The sequence below is a fragment of the Belliella alkalica genome (assembly GCF_022549785.1).
Lineage (GTDB): Bacteria > Bacteroidota > Bacteroidia > Cytophagales > Cyclobacteriaceae > Belliella > Belliella alkalica.
Window position 1 is genome coordinate 220409 of record NZ_JAKZGO010000005.1, and the last position, 21401, is coordinate 241809.

The 21401-nt window shown below is 38.0% G+C and carries 26 protein-coding genes, 1 tRNA gene and 1 riboswitch; of the genes, 13 read left to right on the top strand and 14 right to left on the bottom strand.

The window, feature by feature from the left end:
- Positions 1 to 9: 9 nt before the first annotated feature.
- The 4 genes from MM213_RS08190 to MM213_RS08205 form a co-directional block, all read right to left on the bottom strand.
- Entirely contained in the window at positions 10 to 675 is a 666-nt protein-coding gene (locus tag MM213_RS08190) for a CBS domain-containing protein (RefSeq protein ID WP_241411243.1), read from the bottom strand.
- 532 nt (positions 676 to 1207) lie between these two features.
- Positions 1208 to 1768, bottom strand: a complete 561-nt coding sequence (locus tag MM213_RS08195) for an anthranilate synthase component II (protein ID WP_241411245.1) — start codon at positions 1766 to 1768, stop codon at positions 1208 to 1210.
- On the bottom strand, positions 1752 to 2297 hold the full coding sequence (locus MM213_RS08200; RefSeq protein WP_241411247.1) for a CvpA family protein: 546 nt from the start codon (positions 2295 to 2297) through the stop codon (positions 1752 to 1754). The genes MM213_RS08195 and MM213_RS08200 overlap by 17 nt, the downstream gene beginning before the upstream one ends.
- A 5-nt stretch (positions 2298 to 2302) precedes the next feature.
- Positions 2303 to 2752 carry a GatB/YqeY domain-containing protein gene (locus MM213_RS08205; protein ID WP_241411249.1) on the bottom strand — a complete coding sequence of 150 codons (450 nt, stop codon included), beginning with the start codon at positions 2750 to 2752 and terminating at the stop codon, positions 2303 to 2305.
- A gap of 61 nt (positions 2753 to 2813) precedes the next feature.
- Here MM213_RS08205 and MM213_RS08210 point away from each other — a divergent pair, with 61 nt between their 5' ends.
- The 5 genes from MM213_RS08210 to MM213_RS08230 all read left to right on the top strand — a co-directional run bounded on the left by MM213_RS08210 (position 2814) and on the right by MM213_RS08230 (position 6413).
- Entirely contained in the window at positions 2814 to 3530 is a 717-nt protein-coding gene (locus MM213_RS08210; protein WP_241411250.1) for a pyridoxine 5'-phosphate synthase, read from the top strand.
- Positions 3531 to 3706: 176 nt separating this feature from the next.
- Positions 3707 to 4468, top strand: coding sequence for an alpha/beta fold hydrolase (locus MM213_RS08215; protein ID WP_241411252.1), 762 nt, complete (start codon positions 3707 to 3709; stop codon positions 4466 to 4468).
- Positions 4469 to 4520: 52 nt separating this feature from the next.
- Positions 4521 to 5279 (top strand): SDR family NAD(P)-dependent oxidoreductase, encoded by a 759-nt coding sequence (locus tag MM213_RS08220; RefSeq protein ID WP_241411254.1) that lies wholly within the window; start codon positions 4521 to 4523, stop codon positions 5277 to 5279.
- Between the two features lie 81 nt (positions 5280 to 5360).
- A complete protein-coding gene (locus tag MM213_RS08225; protein ID WP_241411256.1) occupies positions 5361 to 5945 on the top strand; it encodes a hypothetical protein in 585 nt (194 codons plus the stop codon).
- 3 nt (positions 5946 to 5948) lie between these two features.
- On the top strand, positions 5949 to 6413 hold the full coding sequence (locus MM213_RS08230) for a hypothetical protein (RefSeq protein WP_241411258.1): 465 nt from the start codon (positions 5949 to 5951) through the stop codon (positions 6411 to 6413).
- 166 nt (positions 6414 to 6579) lie between these two features.
- On the opposite strand, the gene MM213_RS08235 is transcribed toward MM213_RS08230, so the two are convergent.
- Positions 6580 to 7872, bottom strand: a complete 1293-nt coding sequence (locus MM213_RS08235; RefSeq protein WP_439647565.1) for a voltage-gated chloride channel family protein — start codon at positions 7870 to 7872, stop codon at positions 6580 to 6582.
- A 71-nt stretch (positions 7873 to 7943) separates the two neighbouring features.
- A riboswitch (Fluoride riboswitch) is annotated at positions 7944 to 8010 on the bottom strand.
- 138 nt (positions 8011 to 8148) lie between these two features.
- Here MM213_RS08235 and MM213_RS08240 point away from each other — a divergent pair.
- A complete protein-coding gene (locus tag MM213_RS08240; protein WP_241411262.1) occupies positions 8149 to 9060 on the top strand; it encodes a TIGR01777 family oxidoreductase in 912 nt (303 codons plus the stop codon).
- Positions 9061 to 9653: 593 nt separating this feature from the next.
- Here MM213_RS08240 and MM213_RS08245 read toward each other — a convergent pair.
- The 3 genes from MM213_RS08245 to MM213_RS08255 are packed head-to-tail and all read right to left on the bottom strand — an operon-like array spanning position 9654 to position 10302.
- Positions 9654 to 9827: a PLDc N-terminal domain-containing protein gene (locus tag MM213_RS08245; RefSeq protein WP_241273926.1), complete on the bottom strand. Its 174-nt coding sequence runs from the start codon at positions 9825 to 9827 to the stop codon at positions 9654 to 9656.
- Positions 9828 to 9832: 5 nt separating this feature from the next.
- Positions 9833 to 10075, bottom strand: a complete 243-nt coding sequence (locus MM213_RS20870) for a PLDc N-terminal domain-containing protein (RefSeq protein ID WP_255806927.1) — start codon at positions 10073 to 10075, stop codon at positions 9833 to 9835.
- Entirely contained in the window at positions 10072 to 10302 is a 231-nt protein-coding gene (locus MM213_RS08255; protein WP_369413890.1) for a PLDc N-terminal domain-containing protein, read from the bottom strand. Before MM213_RS08255 ends, MM213_RS20870 begins: the two co-directional genes overlap by 4 nt.
- An 81-nt stretch (positions 10303 to 10383) precedes the next feature.
- On the opposite strand from MM213_RS08255, the gene MM213_RS08260 reads away from it, so the two are divergent.
- Positions 10384 to 12957 (top strand): M14 family zinc carboxypeptidase, encoded by a 2574-nt coding sequence (locus tag MM213_RS08260; RefSeq protein WP_241411264.1) that lies wholly within the window; start codon positions 10384 to 10386, stop codon positions 12955 to 12957.
- Positions 12958 to 13122: 165 nt separating this feature from the next.
- Here MM213_RS08260 and MM213_RS08265 read toward each other — a convergent pair.
- The 3 genes from MM213_RS08265 to MM213_RS08275 all read right to left on the bottom strand — a co-directional run bounded on the left by MM213_RS08265 (position 13123) and on the right by MM213_RS08275 (position 14177).
- Positions 13123 to 13199: transfer RNA gene (locus tag MM213_RS08265), tRNA-Ala, on the bottom strand.
- 52 nt (positions 13200 to 13251) lie between these two features.
- The gene (gene recR, locus MM213_RS08270; RefSeq protein ID WP_241411266.1) at positions 13252 to 13872 is read right to left on the bottom strand and encodes a recombination mediator RecR; all 621 of its coding nucleotides are present in this window, start codon (positions 13870 to 13872) and stop codon (positions 13252 to 13254) included.
- Positions 13873 to 13883: 11 nt separating this feature from the next.
- Positions 13884 to 14177, bottom strand: a complete 294-nt coding sequence (locus MM213_RS08275) for an ATP-dependent Clp protease adaptor ClpS (RefSeq protein ID WP_241275114.1) — start codon at positions 14175 to 14177, stop codon at positions 13884 to 13886.
- 54 nt (positions 14178 to 14231) lie between these two features.
- Between MM213_RS08275 and MM213_RS08280 the strand changes: the two genes are divergently transcribed.
- The gene (locus tag MM213_RS08280; RefSeq protein WP_241411268.1) at positions 14232 to 15674 is read left to right on the top strand and encodes a sodium:solute symporter; all 1443 of its coding nucleotides are present in this window, start codon (positions 14232 to 14234) and stop codon (positions 15672 to 15674) included.
- On the opposite strand, the gene MM213_RS08285 is transcribed toward MM213_RS08280, so the two are convergent.
- From MM213_RS08285 to MM213_RS08295, 3 genes are all read right to left on the bottom strand, one after another.
- Positions 15675 to 16040, bottom strand: coding sequence for a helix-turn-helix domain-containing protein (locus MM213_RS08285; protein ID WP_241411270.1), 366 nt, complete (start codon positions 16038 to 16040; stop codon positions 15675 to 15677).
- A 119-nt stretch (positions 16041 to 16159) separates the two neighbouring features.
- Positions 16160 to 16495 (bottom strand): MGMT family protein, encoded by a 336-nt coding sequence (locus MM213_RS08290; RefSeq protein WP_241411272.1) that lies wholly within the window; start codon positions 16493 to 16495, stop codon positions 16160 to 16162.
- Entirely contained in the window at positions 16479 to 17348 is an 870-nt protein-coding gene (locus MM213_RS08295) for a mechanosensitive ion channel family protein (protein ID WP_241411274.1), read from the bottom strand. Before MM213_RS08295 ends, MM213_RS08290 begins: the two co-directional genes overlap by 17 nt.
- 65 nt (positions 17349 to 17413) lie before the next feature.
- Between MM213_RS08295 and MM213_RS08300 the strand changes: the two genes are divergently transcribed.
- The 5 genes from MM213_RS08300 (at position 17414) to MM213_RS08320 (ending at position 20942) form a co-directional block, all read left to right on the top strand.
- Positions 17414 to 18091 (top strand): SDR family NAD(P)-dependent oxidoreductase, encoded by a 678-nt coding sequence (locus tag MM213_RS08300; protein ID WP_241411275.1) that lies wholly within the window; start codon positions 17414 to 17416, stop codon positions 18089 to 18091.
- A gap of 11 nt (positions 18092 to 18102) precedes the next feature.
- The gene (locus MM213_RS08305) at positions 18103 to 18789 is read left to right on the top strand and encodes a head GIN domain-containing protein (RefSeq protein ID WP_241411277.1); all 687 of its coding nucleotides are present in this window, start codon (positions 18103 to 18105) and stop codon (positions 18787 to 18789) included.
- Positions 18786 to 19241, top strand: coding sequence for a nuclear transport factor 2 family protein (locus tag MM213_RS08310; RefSeq protein WP_241411279.1), 456 nt, complete (start codon positions 18786 to 18788; stop codon positions 19239 to 19241). Before MM213_RS08305 ends, MM213_RS08310 begins: the two co-directional genes overlap by 4 nt.
- 147 nt (positions 19242 to 19388) lie before the next feature.
- Positions 19389 to 20126 carry a hypothetical protein gene (locus tag MM213_RS08315; RefSeq protein WP_241411281.1) on the top strand — a complete coding sequence of 246 codons (738 nt, stop codon included), beginning with the start codon at positions 19389 to 19391 and terminating at the stop codon, positions 20124 to 20126.
- 3 nt (positions 20127 to 20129) lie between these two features.
- A complete protein-coding gene (locus tag MM213_RS08320; protein ID WP_241411283.1) occupies positions 20130 to 20942 on the top strand; it encodes a hypothetical protein in 813 nt (270 codons plus the stop codon).
- The last annotated feature ends 459 nt before the right edge of the window (positions 20943 to 21401 follow it).

The window sequence follows — 21401 nt, forward strand, 5'->3', positions numbered from 1 at the left end:
TTGTTATTTTTAAATGTCCAAAAATCTAAGTAGATTCCCTATGCGATCTTGTTCTCTATCGGGCTCATTTTCTTCCTGATAATGATCGATTATTCTGTACCCAAAGCGCTCTAATGTAGCTTTAATGTGTCTTAATTCAATTTTATCCAATTTTAAAGTTACTTTGATTTTACTATCATCAAGTGGATCAACAGAAATAAAGCTGGACAGTATTTTTGCATTTTCAGATTCGATTACACGGGCAATTTCATACATGCTATAGTCTGTCATAAACATGGAAAGAACCACTACGGCTCCTTGAGATTGAATGGAAAAGCTATCGGCAAATGCTGCTATTGCATCCTCCATTGTGATGACCCCAAGATATTTTAAATCTCTATTTAATACAGCAACCATACTTGAGTGATGCTCAGATGCTACTCTTAAGACATCATAAATATGCTTATCTTGATAAACAAAACATGCCAAAGACTCTATTTCCATTTTACCAACCTCTAGATTGGGCTCATTAAGAGTATATATCAAATCATCTGTAACTAGACCTTTAAACTGGCCATCGTCAACTACGGGCAGGACATTAATACGTATTTCCTCCATCCAAGCCAATGCCTTCTTGGTACTATCAGTCACTTTCAGAGGAGGTATTAGGTTATTGATAAAGTCGTATGCCTGCATGTTCTAAAGATATTAAATTCAACTCAAATAATAAAACTACAAATAGACATAAGAGGTTCGGAAAAAGAAAGGAAATGTGGAGGATCGCAAAAAAGAGATGTGAGATACAAGGCAGGTATTATGAGATTTGAGTTTGCTGGTTGGAGAGAATAGAGAGGGATACTATACATAGCTGTACAATAAAGGATCCAGGAATTCTTGATTTAATACAGCTATTCAAATCAATGTTAGCTATTGGGGTCATCGGAAGAATTTTTAATATCAAATTATGTACACACCCATAAGAAAAAACATGTCTCAAAAAACAATGAAATAAAGTATCAACTACTTTCAGTACTTGTTAGAGAATCAAAAGGCAAGCCCTCAAAAGGCTCCTTATCCAAGTATGAGGCCATAAACAGATATCTAAAAATAATTCAGTTGAACATTTTATCATGACCCGCATGTCCCTACATCGGAAGGCAATTGAACACAATAGATGAGACAGTTCTGAATACTAAGTTACCATATGCCTATTTTAAGCTTCTAATTGCTATAAACTATTTACCCAATTTTTGATTAGCTCCAGCCCAAACTCTGTCAAATGCGCTTCAGGATGATATTGAATTCCGACGATTGGTAACATCCGGTGTGATATGGCCATGATTTCTCCTCGATCAGTTTCCAATAATTTTTGAAAGGACAAAGGAAGCTCCTCTAATATCAAGGAATGATACCTAGTCACATTAAACGTATTTGGGAGATTAAGTAAGACTGAGTGATCAGAGACCTTTCTCACCTTATACACTTTGCCATGGACAGGAGTATTACTTTTTACTAGCTTTGCTCCAAAAAACTCTCCAATTGCCTGATGCCCCAAACAAACACCCAAAATCGGCAGCTTATCATGGTAGTACTCCAAAACAGCCATCAAATTTCCTGCACGGGAAGGAGTTTCAGGACCTGGAGAAAGAACCACTCCTTGAAAAACTTCAAGCTTCAAGCTTTCTACATCCACATCATTTCTGACGATTTTCAACTCTTTGCCTGTTTGACGAAGATAGTCAGCTAAAATATGTGAAAAAGAATCGAAGTTATCAATCAGCAGCAGCATCCCTAGCGGTATTTACTAGTGTCTGAATCGATTCCACCGCTTGGTTGATAATCGGTGTATACGCATCCACCAAATTAATCATAAATGGAGCTATTGGCTGCAAATAGGGATATATATTTGATTTGTTGATCATTGTCTGTGAGACTTCAAACTCAAAAGAATTGGCTACCCAGAGTAAAAGACTCAAAAGAAACCCCGTCTTCAAAGTCCCCAGAACAGAGCCTGCTACACTGTCCAAAGAACCCAAAATTGTGAGATCCATTGTTTTTTTTACCAAAAACGCCAAACTCCTGATTCCAATAATCACAATCAAAAAAATTATCAAGAATGAGACAAAGGGCAACATAAAAGTCAAATTCTCAATCCTACTTGCCAATATATCTGCACCCCAATCCATCAGATGAAACGCCAAAACAATGGCTACAAAAAAAGCCACTATAGATATCACACCAATAAACAATCCTTGCCTGTACCCACTATAGGCACCTATGGCTAAGATTATAAATATGATGACATCTAAAGTGGCCAAGTTATTTAAGATAATAATGATTTGACTTTCACGGAAATAGCCTTACCGTCAGCTTTACCAGCCAAAGCTTTAGATGCCAAACCCATTACTTTACCCATGTCTTTCGGACCTTCGGCACCAGCTTCTGCTATTATTTTTTTGAGCTCAACCTCAAGTTCCTCTTCTGTGAGTTGCTTTGGAAGAAACTCAGAGATAATTTCCAATTCAGCCAACTCTACTGCCAAAAGGTCTTCTCTTCCCTGCTCTTTGTAAATATCAGCAGAATCTCTACGCTGCTTTGCTGCTTTGGTCAACAACTTCATTTCGTCATCTTCTGAGAGGCTCTCTGCAGCTCCACCTTTGGTTTCTTCTAACATGATCAAGGATTTGATCGCCCTCAAAGCGCGTAATCTGTCCTTGTCTTTAGCCAACATGGCTTTTTTTATTTCACTTTCTACACTTAGCTTTAAACTCATTCCCTTGTTGTTTGTGTTATACGTGTAAATTTGTCACAAAATTATCTTTTAATTTAGGAAAATGACCAAGTTAAGCGTAAATATTAATAAAATCGCCACTTTGAGAAATGCAAGAGGGGCAAATAATCCGAATGTGGTTCAAGTTGCACTAGATGCTGAAAGGTTTGGAGCACAAGGGATAACAGTCCACCCAAGGCCCGATGAAAGGCATATTCGGTATCAAGATGTCCTAGATCTGAGTGAGGTGGTCACCACTGAGTTCAATATTGAAGGTTATCCTGATAAGCGATTTATGGAACTGATCAAATTGGTAAAACCTGCCCAAGCAACTCTGGTTCCTGATCCACCTAATGCTATCACTTCCAATTCTGGTTGGGATACAATCACTCATCTTGAGTATTTAAAAGACATTGTAGCAGAGCTTCATGCTTCAGGCACTAGAGTTTCTATATTTATCAACCCAGAAAGTAAATTTTTCGAACCTGCAAAAAAAACTGGTACTGATCGAGTAGAATTATACACAGAACCCTTTGCTGTAAATTTCTCAAAGGACAAACATGCCGCAGTAAAACCGTATATTGAGGTTTCCAAACTCGCTCACCAACTTGGACTAGGCTTGAATGCAGGGCACGACTTAGATTTGCACAACCTAAAGTTTTTGAAAGAGAGTATCCCTTTTCTTGACGAAGTCTCTATTGGACATGCTTTGGTTTGTGATGCTTTGTATTATGGCTTGGAAAATACCATCCAAATGTACAGAAGGCAATTGGAGGTTTAAATGATATTAAATTGATATTTGAATATCTACAAGAATGCAAATTCGATAGGGAGAGTCTTTCTAACTTTCAGATTCTTGTCAACAAATTGTCTGCCTTGTCGGGTCAAAATCAGACGCCTAAAATCATCAAACGAAATTTAGGAAAGTAAATAGGTAAATATTTTATAAAAAATACTATGAAACTCAACTTTAAAAAAACAGGCTCAGGAGAGCCTTTGATAATACTACATGGGCTTTTTGGTTCTGCTGATAACTGGTTTAGTATTGCTAAAGAGTTGGAAAAACACTATACGCTCTACCTAGTAGATCAGCGAAACCACGGCGATTCTCCTCATAGCGATGAATGGAATTACAAAGTCATGGCAAAAGACCTAAACGAGCTGATGGAAGATGAAAAAATCGAATCGACCAACTTGATGGGCCATTCCATGGGAGGAAAGACTGTGATGAACTTTGCGCTTCAATACCCAGAAAAAGTCAAAAAATTGATCGTGGCAGATATTGCCCCTAGGCACTACCCTGTTCATCATCAGAGTATTTTGGAGGGATTGACATCAGTGAAGCTGCAAGAAATCAAGTCCAGGAAAGAAGCAGATGATCAACTTGCAAAACATATATCAGAGGCCGGCATCAGACAGTTTTTGCTAAAGAGTCTCGGAAGAGATAAGGATGGTAATTTTATTTGGAAAATAAACCTACCTGTAATCAATGATCAAATTGAGAATGTAGGTGAGGCTTTAGATTATGACACCAATTTTGAAAACCCTACACTATTTATGGGTGGAGCCAATTCTAAATACATTCAAGAGAAAGACAAAGAGGACATTGATAAGTATTTCCCTAACAACCATTTGATCTATATCAAAAATGCCGGACACTGGCTTCACGCCGAGCAACCGCAAGCAGTTGTGGAAACTGTCAAGGCGTTTTTGAAATAAGAAACATTGGAAATAATCGATAGCAACTTTAAACCTTGCACCCAAAAGCCAAATGAACATAAGTTTAAAAAATCATAGAATCCTCGTAACAGGAGCTTCCAGAGGAATAGGAAGAGCTATTGCAGAACAACTTTCAGCCTCAGGGGCAGAAGTATTGATCCATTTCAACAAAAACCTAGAGGAGGCAACATCTTTACAGAATAGCTTGAAGAACGCGTCACATCTGGTACCCTGTGACCTTTCGGACCTAAACTCAGTCAAAGGGTGGATTCCTGATTTGATAAAAGCTTATGGACCAATAGACGCTATTGTCAACAATGCAGGTATAGCGATTTCTATAGCTGACGACAAAGAAATCGACGAATGGACAGATACCTGGCTCAAAACCATGGATGTAAACATCAATGCGCTTGCAATCATTAGCAAGGAGTTTGTAGAACACGCTCGAAAAAGGAAAAATGGAAGGATTATAAACATTTCTTCTCGTGCAGCATTCAGAGGTGACACCCCCGATTACTTAGCTTATGCCGCATCGAAGGCGGCAATCGTCAGCTATACAAAATCAATCGCAAGGTATTATGGTAAAGAGGGAATCAAAGCCTTTGTAATCGCTCCGGGATTTACCCGAACGGATATGGCTCAGGACTTTATGGACCAATATGGGGAATCTTACGCACTCGATGACATCGCTCTTACAGAACTTACAGAACCAAAGGATATCGCACCTATGGTTACTTTGCTTTGCTCAGGCTTGGCAGACCATGCTACTGGTTGCACTATTGACATCAATGCGGGGTCTTATGTACATTGATGATAATTTTCGAGTTTTATTCAGATTTTACTAACCCTAGCCCCTATTCTCTGGTTATAAAATTTGCAATAAGCCATTATCATGTCCAAAAGTGATTCTCTTACCCCAGAAATGATCAAAATCCTGAAAATTTTCGGATTGGGATCCATTCTGTTCGTATTGATGCTTTCATTTTTCAATGAAAAGAGAGCCAATAACTCTGGTAAAGAAGATTCCATCCTAAGCATTACGGATGCTGAAAGAATATATTTTAAGAATGTCAGGGGACTTTACTATGACATTGAAGGTAGGGATGATGCAAAAATGACTGTTTACAGGTTTGGAAAAAGACTAATCGAGTCTGAATCTCCTTTGATCAACCTCGCTATCCTTATCAATCGAGTCAAAGACGAAGCTTACATTTATGTAGAGCCATCTTGGGACACAAACTATTTTAAATTGAGAATCACTTTAGATGATGAAGTAAATACTTTTGATTTTAAAAGTGGTGATAAGCTGTCACACTTTGAATTTGTAAACAGAATCTATCCTTTTTTGAGAGAAAATGCGTATTTTGAAGTCTGGAAAGATGATAAATGGATTCCTATTCTTGAAAATGAAAAAGAAATAGACGCACTAAAAACCCCCATATCTGACTTCTACAGATTAATCAACAACCCAAAATAATCAATGGATCTCAAAAAAACCGATAATTTATGGAGGTTTTTGGTTATCAAAAATAACCTAAAATTAGAACAACAAGTCTCCCGAGATGTAAGCTATCGCATTCATAAAGGAGAACAAGCACTGACCCATACATTCAACCCCAAATTCTCACAAAATTCTTCTTTGTCTATTCGTGACAAAGGCTATCAAGAAAACCTCCTACACAAGCATCACCAAACATCAAAGAAAAGATTTGGGATACGTCAAAAAGCAATCTCACCAGTTTCTACAAATATTTTTTTCCCAAAGGAGCTCCTCAAGTTAAGCTTGAAATATGACCTAGAAATACAACAGGATCGGCTTGGCCATTACAATGTCACCATCAGCCCTTTCTATCCAAAAAACATTTACGACATCCTAAATACCGTCAACCTGATGAGCAGGACGCTCTGGGTGAAGAATTTTTTTGCAGAGGGGATCAGGAATTGAAGGAATGAGGTTAAGAAGGTTGGAATGTTGTAAGGTTGTAAAGTTAGGGTGTTGAGTTTCTTTTCTTCTAAACAGTTTTGGGATTGATTTTTTGGGAGTTCAACCTTCCCTACTGAGTTCTCTATACAGGAGGGGCTCTTCAGCTTTGGTTGAACTTTGCATACACTCACATCTCACGTCTCTTTTTTCTCGTTTCTTGTCCCCCCGCTCCCAACTTTTTTCCTATTGAAGATCCGATTAATTGAGAATTGTAGATCCCGGAATGGCCACTAAAAACATAGGCTGTAACACATGCTACTCCTATAAAAATTCCTGATTCCGCACCAAAAAGCTCTATCCCCATCAGTGTGCATGCCAAAGGCGTATTTGTAGCGCCTGAAAATACTGACACAAATCCCATTCCTGCCAACAATGCTACTGGCAATGGAATCAAATAGGCAAGTGCATTGCCGAGAGTTGCTCCGGTATAGAATAACGGTGTCACTTCTCCCCCCTTAAACCCAGCCCCAAGGGTCAACGAAGTCATCCCTATTTTTGCCAAAAAATCATACCAAGGCAAATCCTCGGAAAAAGCATTTACAATGGTTGGAACGCCTAAGCCAATATATTTGGTAGTACCCATTGCGAAGACGATAAGGGCCACCATTACACCTCCAATGACTGGCCTCAAGGGAGGGTAAGATATATATTTTTTGAAGACTTCTGACCAAAAGTGTGTTGCCTTGGCAAACAGCCTTCCTGCTAGTCCGAAGCAAATCCCTGCTGGGATAATAAGCATTAAATTGATCAAATCTACTTTGGGTACAAATGGGATTTCATATTCTGTATGATGGACTTGCCAAAACTCTGCGCAGGCATAATGCGCCACAAAGGCTGCAATAAACGCTGGCAATATCGATTCATAGCGCACTCTCCCAATTACCAACCACTCCAAAGCAAAGACAGCACCTGCCAGAGGTGTACCGAAAACTGAGGAAAACCCTGCTGCTACTCCAATCGTGATGATGATTCTTCGGTCTTCCTTGGTTAATTTAAACCATTTGGTAAATTGGTCAGCGATCGCTCCTCCCATCTGAACTGCCGTACCTTCCCTGCCTGCTGATCCCCCAAAGAGATGTGTTGCCAAGGTTCCGAACAATACCAAAGGTGCCATCCGAAGTGGAATAGTTTTCTGAGGATTGTAAAACTCCTCCAAAAGCTGATTATTGCCTTTTACTACATCTTGACCATATTGATGATAAGCCCAGCCAATCAGTAATCCCCCCAAAGGAAGAAGCGCAATGATCCACATGTTGTCTTCCCTATATTCAGTCACCCAATGAAGCGAAACCAAAAAACCTGCAGATGCAGACCCAGCCAATAACCCAATCAAACTTGCCAAAACAAGCCATTTGGCAGTAAATTGGATACTAGGGAAAAACTCTTGTCTTGTAAACTCTTTGATTTTCAATTGTGCCATAACCTGCTCCAACATAAGCTAATAATGAATACTTCTGAAGAAATAAATTCAACAAAAGTGAAATAAATAAAGTTGAAGTAGGAGTCATCAGCACCAAAAACGGGCGGTTGAAGGTGGAACCCCATCACCTAAGTGTTACAAAAATAGAAAAGAATGCTTCTAAAGCTAAATTAGAGAAGGCTTTTTTTCCGTGGTAGAAATGGTTAACTTCTAATTCTTAAACAAAGTAGCTTATAATTGATTCTAAATAGTAAGCACTTAAGAAAACAAAAAGTCATGAAAAACATATTAATAACTGGAGGATCGGGTTTGGTAGGAAAGCGAATTACAGCACACCTTGAAACAAAAGGATACAAAGTCGCCTGGCTTAGCAGATCCCCAGACAAATACGAACAAAAGTCATTTTTTTGGGATTTGGACTCGATGAAAATCGATGAAAATGCCATAACATGGGCTGATGCAATTATACACCTTGCAGGAGAAGGGGTGGCAGATAGCCGATGGACAGCCAAACGGAAGCAGGCAATCCTCCACAGCCGAACTCACTCCACCCAAATCCTCTCCGATGCAATCTCCAAAGCAGAGAAAAAGCCAAAAACCTTCGTAGCTGCCAGTGCTGTTGGCTATTATGGTTTTGATACAGGAGACAATTTGATCACAGAAAACAGTCCGAAAGGCAATGATTTTTTGTCACAAGTGGTGACTGCTTGGGAAAACGAAAGTGAACGAATGGAAGGCCTTGGTTTGAGAACTGTTATGCTGAGAATAGGAATTGTGCTTGATAAATCTGGCGGGGCATTGAAAGAAATGATGAAGCCTCCAGTTGCAGCACCACTGGGCTCTGGTGAGCAATGGATGAGCTGGATACAAATTGAGGATTTGGCAAGGATGTTTGTCTTCGCTGTAGAAAATGAAACCTTGTCGGGAGTTTTCAATGCCGTTGGCCCACAACCATCTACCAACAAAACAGTAACAGAAAATGCTGCAAAGAAAATTGATAAAATGTTTGTTAGTATAGGAGTACCTGGTTTTTTGTTAAAAATAGTGCTGGGAGAAATGGCTCAAATGGTTTTGGGAGGAAATAAAGTCAGTTCCAAAAAAATAGAAGCCGCAGGATTTAAATTCCGCTACCCTACACTAGAAGAAGCACTTGAAAAAACGTTTTTAAAGGGAGGGTCAAGAGACTGAAATATTGAACCTGTTTATTTGAGGAGAGAGGCGAGAAGCAAGACAAAGACTTGATTGAGATATGATATTTGAGACAAGAGATAAGATTCGAGAAGCAGTGACAGAGACTAGGTCACCTCGATCCCGAAAGCATTCAGGAGAAGCTTGTCCCGCAGAATTGCGGGGAGGTCTCGCCCCATTTTGAAACTGGAAAGTTAAATTGAAGTTGGGGTGTGAAATTCAGTATGAGATTTCTCCCCGTAATTCTACGGGGCAGGCTCCTTTAGTCGAAATGCCTTGCTTATAAAACGAGAGGATAAGTATAAAAAAAGTGTTAAATAATTTCAGGACGCGACAGCCCTGAAAAGCCTGTCTCGCATCCTTATCGGGAGGATTTTGACATTAGCATAGGGTTATAACCCTATGCTTGGATAAAAAGACATGTTCATTTCTGCCCTGATGGGGCAATTGAATGGTCGTCGGAATTTAAGAAAATTCAGGATGCGACAAAAAGAAAAGAGTATCATCTATTTTCAGGACGTGACAGGAAATATAGAGAAATTAATAGAAAAGGATCAACTATTTCAGGACGTGAAACTGCTAGATTCCCTATTTCAACTAGTACCTTTTCTACCAAAAAGGAACCAAAGTATAGTCCCAAGTAAAGGCAAAAACAGCACTACCAAAATCCAAACAATTTTATCACTTCCTGTACCAAATCTTCTTGTCAATACGTCATATATAGTATATGCGTAAATCAATAAACCTATTATTCCTAATCCAAACATAGCTTTTAATTAAATCTGTTAAAATTTTTACTCTTTTGATTGGGAGCAATTATCCAATAAATAATAGTGCCTATTGGATTTGTAAATATGACAATCAAAATCCAAATCAATTTCATATTCGGATCTTTAAAATTAGATCTAACTATATCAATTATAGTGACAACCCAAAAAATAAAGAACACAAAGGCTAGAAAACCAAATATCAAAAGGCCGGCCCCGCCTACACCTCCAATTATCAATAAATTCATCTAAATCTAAGTTTTTGTTTGCGTGCTAAATGACTGTAAATAAACGGAGCTGCTGGATTTAGGAAAATCAAAAGCAACACCCAAAGTATCTTTACTGAATTATCCTTAAATTCGGATCTTAATAAGTCTACGATACACCACAGCCATAAAATGGCATAAAGTGCAAACGCCAAGAAGATTGCATTTGGCACTATTAAATTCATTGAACTAGGAGTGACATATTCCATGTTTGAATATTTAAGCTTAATTTCTAAAGAATCGAATCTACTAAAAATAGTTTAAAAACAACAACCAACTTTTATTTTAAAATGAAAAAAATTAAAAAAACCATACAAAAAGCTGGAATCGCTATTATCTTATTTTTTATTTCTATCATAGGCTATTCTCAAATAGACCTTTCATATTACATGCCTGACAACCATTTATATGACCCTGATATTCCTACTCCTAAGGATGTCTTGGGATTTGAGGTAGGTGAATGGCATGCATCTTATGACCAAGTTGTAATGTATATGAATGCGCTTGCAGCTGCATCAGATAGAGTGACAATAGAAGTAATCGGCAGAACTTATGAAATGAGGCCACAGCTGACTTTGACGATTACGAGCCCTTCAAACCATTCCAAAATTGAGGAAATCAAGTCTGAAAGAAAAAAGTTGAGACTTCCAAATGCAAACCTGGAAACCAAAGATATGCCTGTAGTAGTATATGCAGGTTACTCAGTACATGGAAATGAAGCATCGGCCGTCAACGCTTCTTTACTAGCAGCCTATCATTTTGCTGCATCAAATGAGGTGGCGCCTGATTTGGAAAACATGATCATCTTAATCGACCCATCCCTCAATCCCGATGGTGTAAATAGATTTGCATCTTGGGTCAATTCAAACAAAAGCTATACACCAAATGGCGATCCAGCTAATAGAGAACTCAATGAACCATGGCCAAGAAGTCGTACAAACCACTATTGGTTTGACCTCAATAGAGATTGGCTACCTGTACAACATCCGGAATCAAGAAACAGGGTTGCTGTCATTCAAGAATGGTTACCAAACATTCAATTGGATTTTCACGAAATGGGAACAAATAGCACCTATTTTTTCCAACCTGGTGTACCAAGCAGAAGCCATCCACTGACTCCGAAAAGGAATTTTGAACTCACGGAAAAAATCAGTAGATATCATGCGCATTCCTTGGATAGTATAGGTTCGCTCTATTATAGCAAGGAAGATTTTGATGATTTTAATTATGGCAAAGGCTCGACTTACCCAGATGTACAAGGCTCTATAGGCATTTTATTTGAGCAAGCCTCTTCACGTGGTCATTTGCAAGAAAGTATCTATGGCCCTTTGAAATTCGAATTTACAATTAAGAACCAATTCAACACTACCCTATCCTCAATAAAAGCAGCCAAAGAGCTTAGGGAAGAATTGAATGCTTACTTGAGGGACTTTTACAAAGAGGCAAAAACAGAATCAGATCTTGATACCGATAAAGCTTTCATTTTTGGAACTCAAGAAGACGCAGGAAGAGGATACCATTTAGCCGACCTAGTCCTTCAACATGATATAGATCTATACAGTTTGATGGAAGATATCACCGTAAATGGTGTGGAATTCAAAAAAGAAAAGGCCTATATCGTCCCCTTGAATCAACCACAGTATAGGTTGATCAAAGGGATTTTCGAAGAAAGGACTGTGTTTCAAGACAGCCTATTTTATGATGTCTCTGCCTGGACTATGCCAATGGCTTTCAACATGAAATACATGGCATTGAGTAGTCGTATCCTCAATTTGGCAAGTGTAGAACAAGTCACCAAATCCCACAAACTTAGGGAGGGAAATGTAAATGGAGAAGCTGGCGCAAAAACTTATGCTTTTGAGTGGGGTGAGTACTATGCTCCAAAAGCTGCTTATCAATTATTGAAAAAAGGCTATCTCGTAAGGGTGAGTCATGCAGAACTTGAGACAAATGACGGCATCAAATTCAAAAGAGGAAGTATCTTTGTCGATAAAGGTCAAAGCAAGGCGAATGACAAAAAGTTCTACGAAGACCTTCTATCTGCCGCAAAATCAACAGGAGTGGAAATCTACTCCATCAATAGTAGCAATACAAAAGGAATCAACCTCGGATCTCCTAGCATAGATGTGCTTGACACGCCAAACGTGGCACTCTTAGTGGATGGAGGTGTTTCCAGTAGTGAAGCTGGAGAAATATGGCATTTGCTGGATCAAAGGTTTGAGATCCCCGTTACTTTATTGCCTTTACAAAGGTTCAATACGACTGATATAAATAGATATAACACCATCCTAGCGCCAAATGGAAGCTACAATGATTTGGGGAAAGAAGGTACTGAGAAATTGAAAAGTTGGGTAAATGCAGGAGGGACTTTGATAGCTCAAGGCACTTCACTTGCTTGGCTCGACCAAAATGGCATTGGTTCATTCAAATTCAAAACTGAAACAATTCAGGAATCTGAAAACCAAAAACCCTATGCTGACTTCAACAATGCAACTGGCGCTAGAGTTACAGGCGGTGCAATTTTCAATGTTCGCTTAGACAACACACATCCAATTGGATACGGATACGAAACACCTGATCTTTATAGTTTTAGAAGTGGGAATCAATTTTTGATTCCTTCTGAGAACCCTTATGCCAACCCGATGATCTATACATCAGAACCATTGGCAAGTGGGTATGTTCATCCATTCAACTTAGATCAAATCAGAGAATCTGCCACTATTAGCATATCAACCGTAGGCAGAGGCAAGGTTATTGGATTTGTTGACAACCCAAACTTTCGGGCATTTTGGTTTGGCACCAACAAGCTTTATTTGAATGCTATATTCTTTGGGAAAACAATCAAAGCAGGCACTGGAAGATGATATGGTTTAAACAGTGGCTCTTTGGATAATAGGATTCAATTTTGTAGCTAAAATTTCATCTATGTTTTTTAGGAATCATATCTTAACTGATTTCCAATAAAAATCACAACTATAAAAATCCAAAAAAAAGTGGCTGTCATAAATTATAACAGCCACTTTTTTGAATGGTGGAGAATACCGGATTCGAACCGGTGGCCTCTACACTGCCAGTGTAGCGCTCTAGCCAACTGAGCTAATTCCCCATTGATTGGAGTGCAAATATAGAAAGGCTTTTCAATACACCAAAGGAAATATCTACTCGGCAGAATATTTTATCCTCGTCAGGATACTTCTTCCTAAAGTAACTTCATCTGTATATTCTAATTCACCCCCAACAGGGATTCCTCTTGAGATAGTACTTACGTTGACACCTAGTTCTTTGAGTTTTCGGGTGATAAAAAATGCCGTGGTATCCCCTTCCATGGTTGCAGGCAATGCCAAGATTACCTCCTGCACTTTTTCACCATCTTTGGGGTTTTCAATTCTTCTTAGAAGTGACTCTATTTTCAATTCGTCCGGCCCTATTCCTTGAATAGGAGAAATGACGCCTCCCAATACATGGTATAGCCCATTATATTGGGATGTGTTTTCTATTGCCAATACATCAGGGATCTCTTCTACCAGGCAGATTATCCTCCGATCTCTTCTTTGGCTTGTACAAATACTGCATTCTATTGCGTCAGAAACATTGTGGCAAGTCTCACAGTATTTTATTTCTGACCTCAGCTTCATGATAGAAGTCGACAAGGATTCTGTAACCGATTCTTTTTGCTTTAGCAAATGTAATGCAAGCCTCAATGCAGTTTTCTTTCCAATACCTGGAAGTCGGCTGATCTCATTGACAGCATCTTCTATTAACTTTGAGGGAAAATTCACTAACCTGGAATTTAAAGAATGGCTGCTTGTATACCTGCATCAAGGATTGCTTGACACATAGGTTTTAATTTTTCTTTGCTGCCTTTTTTGACTGCACATTTTCCTTTATAATGGATAATCAGCGTACATTGCTCTGCCTGTTCTGTGGTATGCTGGCAAACTTTCACCAAAATCTTGGTAACATGTTCGAAGGTATTGAAATCATCGTTGAATACAACAAGGTCACTCTCCTCAATATCTATCAAATCCTCGAGCAGAATTTCGACCTCGTCTAACTCCGGATGTGCTTGTGTTTGTTGATTCATTTTGCAAATTTAATTATTATAGACAATTTAGCATACTAATTACCTAGATTCTCTATGGATTCAAATTTAGTTCTTATCGTCATAACATCATACTTTGGGCTGTTGTTTTTGATATCATGGTTTACTTCAAGAAACATTTCACAAGATACCTTTTTCACAGGAGACAGACAATCTCCTTGGTTTCTGGTAGCTTTTGGGATGATAGGAGCTTCTCTTTCTGGTGTTACATTCATTTCTGTCCCTGGAGAAGTTGGCAATAGCAACTTTTATTATTTTCAGGTCGTCATGGGTTACACCCTGGGCTACTTTGTGATTGCCAAAGTATTACTACCTCTTTATTACAGACTTAACTTGGTTTCCATTTACGCCTATCTTGAAGACAGGTTTGGGTTTTGGTCCTATAAATCTGGTGCATTTTTCTTTATTCTTTCCCGTACTTTAGGATCTTCAATAAGAGTATTCTTGGTCGCAGGTGTACTTCAATTGATATTATTCGACCGTTGGGAAATTCCATTTTGGGTTTCTGTCTTGATCACAGTTTCTCTCATTTGGCTTTATACGCATCGAGGTGGAATCAAAACAGTGGTGTGGACTGATACTTTACAAACGTTCTTTATGCTGGCTGCAGTATTGACAAGCATCTATCTTATAGGCAAGGACTTGGGTATCGGTACCATTTCGGATTACGTTGGCGTCATTGCCACTGACTCCAGATCAGAAATATTTAATTGGAATTGGCAATCTGGCCAAAATTTCTTCAAGCAATTTGTTTCGGGGGCATTCATCACGATCGTAATGACTGGGCTAGACCAAGACATGATGCAGAAAAACTTGACTTGTAAGAATATAGGAGATGCACAGAAGAATATGCTTTGGTTTACAATAATTTTGGTAATTGTAAACTTGTTGTTTCTTTCACTTGGCATTCTACTATATCTATACGCTGAAACGAATGGGATAGCGATTCCATCCAGAACGGATGATTTATACCCATTTTTGGCGACAACAGAATTTACAGCTTTTGCAGGAATTGTATTTGTACTTGGCATCACGGCTGCGGCCTATTCCAGTGCTGATTCCACATTGACGGCGCTTACCACTTCGTTCTGCTACGATTTCTTGGAAATTGAAAAAAGATACCCAAAAGCGCAGCAAGTAAACTTAAGAAAGAAAGTGCATTTGGGGTTTACAATCCTGATGTTTCTCGTAATCATCATGTTTCGTTGGATCAATGACCAAAGCGTAATCAACGCAGTTTTCACCATCGCAGGATACACTTATGGCCCTTTACTTGGGTTGTACACTTTTGGTTTATTTACCAAACACCAAGTAAAGGACAATTATGTGCCATTTGTTGCAATATTTGCTCCTATCATAACATTCATCATCAGCCAAAATTCAGAAACCCTTTTGTGGGGTTACAAATTTGGCTTTGAAGCACTAATACTCAATGGAATGTTAATGTTTGTGGGTTTATATCTGATTAGAAAAAGTTAATCAGATCTCCTGCTTAGCTAACAAGTCGTTGATTTTTTTCAGCTTATTGATGTTACTTTCCAACGTGTTGCTGGAACCATCCAAATCTACTAGAATAGATACAGAACCACTGTTTTTTCTTGGATTCTCCGAAAAAGAAGATACAGATGGAGTAACAGAAATCAATTCCTGAACATCTACTTCATATAAATTGGCAAGCTTGATAGCATCTTCCATTTTGAGATTAGATCTACCTTGCTCATATCTTGAATATGCAGTATAATCTCTTTTCCCTAAATACTCAGCGATATACTCCTGAGTATAACCTCTTAAAACCCTGTGTTTTCTGAGGTTCTCTGCGATGTGACTTTTTAATTCAGTTTCCATACTTATTTATTATTTATGGTACTTTTTGCAAAAAGCATACTCAATTATTAAAAACTGTAAAAAAATGTTGAAAAAAAATTAATTTTATATTTAATTTTCAACAAAACGGTCTTTTTTACTTATAAAAGGCATTTTGATGGATCCCAAAAAATTTTGTCAAAATCAAGAATTTTGTCACTTTCTAGTAAAATCCCTTCTTTTTCTAGTAAGTCTTGCATTTGATGGGGATTTTGGAAGTGATGTTTCCCCGTCAAAACCCCATTTCTGTTGACTACCCTATGTGCCGGTATATCATTTTGTGAATGGGAAGCATTCATTGCATACCCTACCATTCTAGCTCCGCTTTTTAAGCCTAGATAATTTGCAATGGCTCCATAAGAAGTGACTCTACCATAAGGAATCAACCTTACGACCTGATAAACCTGGTCAAAATAATTTTCACTTTTTGATTTCATCTATATATAACAATAAGGCTTCCTTAATGATCCTTTCGATCTTCTGTTCATCAGAAAGCTTCGAATAAACTTTGATTTCAAACTTCTTGCAGTCTTTCAAGAGATCTGATAAATTTACTGAGAGATTCAGCTCAGCGACATCCTCAACTTTATCCAACAAATAAGAAGAGATTGCATCCTCGATTTCATTTGTAGTGATGATAGTTGCCAAAGGGACTTCAAAGAATACTTGAACTTTCTTTTTTAACGGGTTTTGGTTGACAACTTGGGCAGACAAAACCAAGTTATTTGGAATAATGATCAGATCATCATTTTCATTTTTCAAAACCAAGTTAAGAAGTGTGATATCTGAGATTGTCCCAATATTATCTCCTATTTTAATTTTATCACCCAAAGAAAATTGATCAGTAAACATGATAATCAAGCCATTGATCATATTTGTCACATATTCTTTGCTCAAAATTGCAATTGCAGCTGCAACTATAGTAAGGCTAGTCAAAAACTCCAGTGGATTGATTGCAAAAAGGAACATGATTGCAATAATGAATACAATTGCATTGAGGATATTTGAAATCCAGGTAATACCCAAAAGGAAATTACCATGGACTCTATCCTCTTTGATTCTTCGCATGTAAAACCTAGCCGTTAACATTCTCGCAAGAGAAATTATTAAGTTGGATCCCAGCAAAAAAAGTAAGGAGGTAAATAATTGATTGATGAAGTAACTATCTAAAACTAAAGTCTGAAAGATGGGAATCAAAATCAGCAAAAGCAGAAAAATGGCTAATTTGATTAAAAACACCCTTCGCTTTTTATTTTCTATGACTTGGGCAGCTGATTTTTTTAAATTCATAAGGCTTTCGAGAAATTTACCTTTAATTTTAGATTATAATGCAAACATAATAATAAACTAGATATATGGATCGGAATATAATCATTACCGGAGGAGCCGGAAATCTTGGAAGTGCAGTTATTGAAAAATTCAAAAGAGAAGGGTATAAAATTATAGCAACGGTTCTGCCTGGTTCGGGTGACGAAATCGAAGAAGCGGATGATGTATATGAAGTCGATGTGACAGATGAAAAATCAGCATCTGAATTTGCCAAGGAATATATCATGCAATACGGAGAAGTTGAAGCCATTATCTTATTGGTCGGTGGATACGGTGGCGGAAATATTGAAAACACTTCTACAGATGACATCAATAAGATGATAAAATTGAATTTTTTCTCAACTTTCAACTTGGTGAAAAATTTCCTGCCTATGATGAAAAAAGCGAACACAGGTAATTTTCTATTTGTAGGAGCACGACCTGCACTTCAGCCAGAAGACGGCAAAGAAGTTGTGGCATACGCTTTGAGTAAAGGAATGGTGGTCAATCTTGCAGATTTTGTGGCAGAAGAATCAAAGGGAACAAAAATCAGATCACATATTTTTGTGCCGAGCATCATCGATACGCCTGAAAACAGAGAGTCCATGCCAGATGCTGACTTCACAGAATGGGTTCACCCATCTGAGATTGCGGAAGCGATGCATTATGCTGTGAACAACCCTGATCTGCGAAATATGACCTTTAAACTATACGGAGGTGTATAATATAAACAATCATGAAAAAACTAAAAGTATTATTTGTCTTTCTTTTCTCGATCTCAACTATCATTTCCCATGCACAAACCAATAAGGAAACTCGGGATTTAAGGGATTTTTCAAGTATTAAAGTTGCCAATTCCATTGAGGCCGAATTAGTAAAAGGTGATAAAAACTCCATATCTATAGTCGCTTCAGGAGTGGAATTGGATAAAGTGGAGACGAATGTGTCAGATGATGCACTTGAGGTAAAGCTCGGAAGAGGGAACTTTAGATCAAGCTCTGTAAAAGTTACCATTACTTATATAGATATTGACGAAGTTCAAGCCTCGACTAGTTCAAAGATTTTTGTGAAAAATGAATTATCAGGAAACCAAGTCTATCTATATGCAGCTTCCAATGCATACATAGAAGCTTCTGTTGAGGCTACAAACCTATTTATAGAAGCCAACACCAATTCAAAAATAGCTGTAAAAGGCTCCAGCGAAAACTTCGACCTGAAGGCATATACAAATGCTACAGTGGATGCTGCAAAGCTTACCGTTACGCATTCGGAGGTATTGGCCAATACTGCAGCCAAAGCTGAATTTAAGGTCACAGAATCCATCAAAGGCTCTGCTGCTACCGGCGCAAAAATCACCTACACAGGTGATCCTAAGTTGATAGATGTCAAAACAAACACTGGTGGAGACATCAAAAAGAAATGAAAAAATCAATCATCATTTTATCATTGATATTTTCTCAGATTTTCTTTGCAAATGCACAGTCTGAAGAAAATGAGGTAGAAAAAGTCATTGCTTCTCTTTTTGAAGGAATGAAAACAAAAAATCAAGATCTTTTGGAAAATGCTTTCTTAAAAGATGCGATTATGCAAACAACCATCGATGGACCAAATGGTGCGACTGTAGGCAGCAATTCTGTCCAAGATTTTATAAATAGAATTGCCACAACGCCAGATAATACCATCCTGGATGAGCGAATTCTCGAATATCAAATAAAAATTGATGGAAAAATGGCTTCTGCATGGACTCCGTATGAATTCTATGTCAATGAAGGATTTAGCCATTGTGGTGTCAACTCTTTCCAATTGATCAAAACATCAGCGGGTTGGAAAATCACATATATTATTGACACCAGACACAAAGTAGGGTGCAAATGAAAAAAGAGGATGTTGCATATGTCTTCTAGACAAACAAGTTGAATGGTTACCTATTTTATCAGGTAGCCATTTTTTTTCTTCACCTCAAAATTGATATTTACTTTTTTCATTCTCATTTTTACTATTCTTATATTCAGAATCATAACAATGCAAAAAACGATCATTGATATATTAAAAAGTCTACCTCTAGACGAGCCTCACATATTTAGGAAGGAAGATTTTGAAGGATGGCAAGCCAATGCTAACTATTCAAAGTTGGTTGTGTTGGAAGGAGCAGGTCGCAATATTAGCTTTGCATCGGGAAATGATTACCCCATTGAGGTAGTTCATCGCAATCATACAGCTGAATTTTGCGGGTATAAGGAGAGTTTTTTACAATTAGGCACTGACCTAATAGCAATGACCTTGCGTCAAGAGAAAGTACTGGAAATTGAATTATCCCATCCCAAGTCGGGCATAAAAAAACTATTCGTGTATCTTGATGCGAACAAACCTATTGATTATTTTGGCTTGAAGTATCAGTATTCAATAGCAATGGAGTCATTTCGATACTTCACAAGAGCCGTTGAAAGACACCCTTTCTATGATTTGCAGGACAGCCACCGACCGGGTATCTATTACGCTTGGGAAAATCAACACGAGCGCTACCAACAAAACACACCTGCTGATTATGTAGTAATTACAGCAACTACTGAGGGCTTGTTATCCTTGGCTGAAATGCTTTTAAACTTTGTTAGAACTGAGAACAACACTGATGAAATCAACCTAGAGACTGCACTGTATGGAGGCTATTCTGGCGCATTATTGGGGAGTATTGAAAGCAGGTTTTGGCTGCCAGGCAGCCCTTTCTTCTATAATGATAATCTAGACGATTTTAATCCTTAAATAATGAAAAAAATGTTTTTATCAACATTTGTGCTTGTCTTGTTAGTAACTGGATTTTTTATTTATCAGCTCAATAAGCACAAAGTACAAAACTCGATGTGGGAGAAATGGAACTTTCCTTATCTCGACCAGATCAATGATTCACGCACTTTCGAAGTTTCAGGATATGAATTTATCAAAATAACCGATAAAGATTTAGGGTTGAAAAACAGAATGTCAATATACCCAAGTGAAAATTGGAACAATAAAGAGACGAGTGATGACCCACATTTCTGGACACAGGAATCAAGGGTGTTTTACAATAAGGACAAAGCGCTATTTGCTGTAGAAGTGCAGTATCAGGCAGTTTGGATATTATTTAATACGAAGGGTGAGATTATAGAGGATATTGCGGAAGAAGACTATCCAAATGGCAATTATCAATCTTGGGTAATGGTCAATAATCTGGGTAATTATTACCGGTTTGCTAACCAAAATACTGATATCGATGTTGTTTTTTTTGCAAAGCAACGCTACAACTGGTCACGACATAATCCACTGGCGAATATTGGCAGCCCCACCGGCGGACACGGGAGCTATTGGTGGTGGTTTGGTAATGCCTTTATGAAAATACCCTTAGAAAAAGAAGCATTCGTATTTAAAACAGATGGGCAAATGGTAGGCTACACCTCAGACACTCCGGACTATAAAGTGATGATCGATTTATACAAAATCCCCAAGGAATATACCAATGGGAAAGAGGCTGTGTTAATCTATCAAGGGAAGTCTTTTGAAAATATGAATGATGGCCTTTTTATGATAAGAGAAAAAGATTAATATGATTATTAGCAATGACTCCAAAAGGTTAATTTGAAATGGAATGATGCGGATAATCGTTATTTACGCAAGGCCTGTGCGCCTAGGCGCAGCAGCACACAAGGGTTATCGGTAGATTAGTTTTTAGTCATCAATTGACATAAAATATATCAATGTATTTGGCTATTGGTAAAAAAACGGATACTCATAGAGTATAACATGGCCAATATGTTATTTACATGAATTTATAAAGGCTTACGATTTTAAGCCATAGGCCATTCATAAGGGATGTTGACCATACTGGAGAGCTGCTCTGATAGAAGTAAGTCATAACCTTTACAGTCAATACTTGAATATTGATTTTTCACACATCAAAACGACAATTATGATTTAAACAAAAAAGCTACCTGAGAATTCAGGTAGCCATGTGTTTTAAAAAAGACTTATGAAACAGCCTTTTTTCATTGAATCTACTATTCC

Coding starts and splice junctions, on each gene's coding strand:
- MM213_RS08190 (WP_241411243.1), bottom strand. CDS start 675: ATGCAGGCATACGACTTTATCAATAACCTAATACCTCCTCTGAAAGTG.
- MM213_RS08195 (WP_241411245.1), bottom strand. CDS start 1,768: ATGCTGCTGCTGATTGATAACTTCGATTCTTTTTCACATATTTTAGCT.
- MM213_RS08205 (WP_241411249.1), bottom strand. CDS start 2,752: ATGAGTTTAAAGCTAAGTGTAGAAAGTGAAATAAAAAAAGCCATGTTG.
- MM213_RS08210 (WP_241411250.1), top strand. CDS start 2,814: ATGACCAAGTTAAGCGTAAATATTAATAAAATCGCCACTTTGAGAAAT.
- MM213_RS08215 (WP_241411252.1), top strand. CDS start 3,707: ATGAAACTCAACTTTAAAAAAACAGGCTCAGGAGAGCCTTTGATAATA.
- MM213_RS08220 (WP_241411254.1), top strand. CDS start 4,521: ATGAACATAAGTTTAAAAAATCATAGAATCCTCGTAACAGGAGCTTCC.
- MM213_RS08225 (WP_241411256.1), top strand. CDS start 5,361: ATGTCCAAAAGTGATTCTCTTACCCCAGAAATGATCAAAATCCTGAAA.
- MM213_RS08230 (WP_241411258.1), top strand. CDS start 5,949: ATGGATCTCAAAAAAACCGATAATTTATGGAGGTTTTTGGTTATCAAA.
- MM213_RS08235 (WP_439647565.1), bottom strand. CDS start 7,872: ATGGCACAATTGAAAATCAAAGAGTTTACAAGACAAGAGTTTTTCCCT.
- MM213_RS08240 (WP_241411262.1), top strand. CDS start 8,149: ATGAAAAACATATTAATAACTGGAGGATCGGGTTTGGTAGGAAAGCGA.
- MM213_RS08245 (WP_241273926.1), bottom strand. CDS start 9,827: ATGTTTGGATTAGGAATAATAGGTTTATTGATTTACGCATATACTATA.
- MM213_RS20870 (WP_255806927.1), bottom strand. CDS start 10,075: ATGAATTTATTGATAATTGGAGGTGTAGGCGGGGCCGGCCTTTTGATA.
- MM213_RS08255 (WP_369413890.1), bottom strand. CDS start 10,302: ATGGAATATGTCACTCCTAGTTCAATGAATTTAATAGTGCCAAATGCA.
- MM213_RS08260 (WP_241411264.1), top strand. CDS start 10,384: ATGAAAAAAATTAAAAAAACCATACAAAAAGCTGGAATCGCTATTATC.
- MM213_RS08275 (WP_241275114.1), bottom strand. CDS start 14,177: ATGAATCAACAAACACAAGCACATCCGGAGTTAGACGAGGTCGAAATT.
- MM213_RS08280 (WP_241411268.1), top strand. CDS start 14,232: ATGGATTCAAATTTAGTTCTTATCGTCATAACATCATACTTTGGGCTG.
- MM213_RS08285 (WP_241411270.1), bottom strand. CDS start 16,040: ATGGAAACTGAATTAAAAAGTCACATCGCAGAGAACCTCAGAAAACAC.
- MM213_RS08290 (WP_241411272.1), bottom strand. CDS start 16,495: ATGAAATCAAAAAGTGAAAATTATTTTGACCAGGTTTATCAGGTCGTA.
- MM213_RS08295 (WP_241411274.1), bottom strand. CDS start 17,348: ATGAATTTAAAAAAATCAGCTGCCCAAGTCATAGAAAATAAAAAGCGA.
- MM213_RS08300 (WP_241411275.1), top strand. CDS start 17,414: ATGGATCGGAATATAATCATTACCGGAGGAGCCGGAAATCTTGGAAGT.
- MM213_RS08305 (WP_241411277.1), top strand. CDS start 18,103: ATGAAAAAACTAAAAGTATTATTTGTCTTTCTTTTCTCGATCTCAACT.
- MM213_RS08310 (WP_241411279.1), top strand. CDS start 18,786: ATGAAAAAATCAATCATCATTTTATCATTGATATTTTCTCAGATTTTC.
- MM213_RS08315 (WP_241411281.1), top strand. CDS start 19,389: ATGCAAAAAACGATCATTGATATATTAAAAAGTCTACCTCTAGACGAG.
- MM213_RS08320 (WP_241411283.1), top strand. CDS start 20,130: ATGAAAAAAATGTTTTTATCAACATTTGTGCTTGTCTTGTTAGTAACT.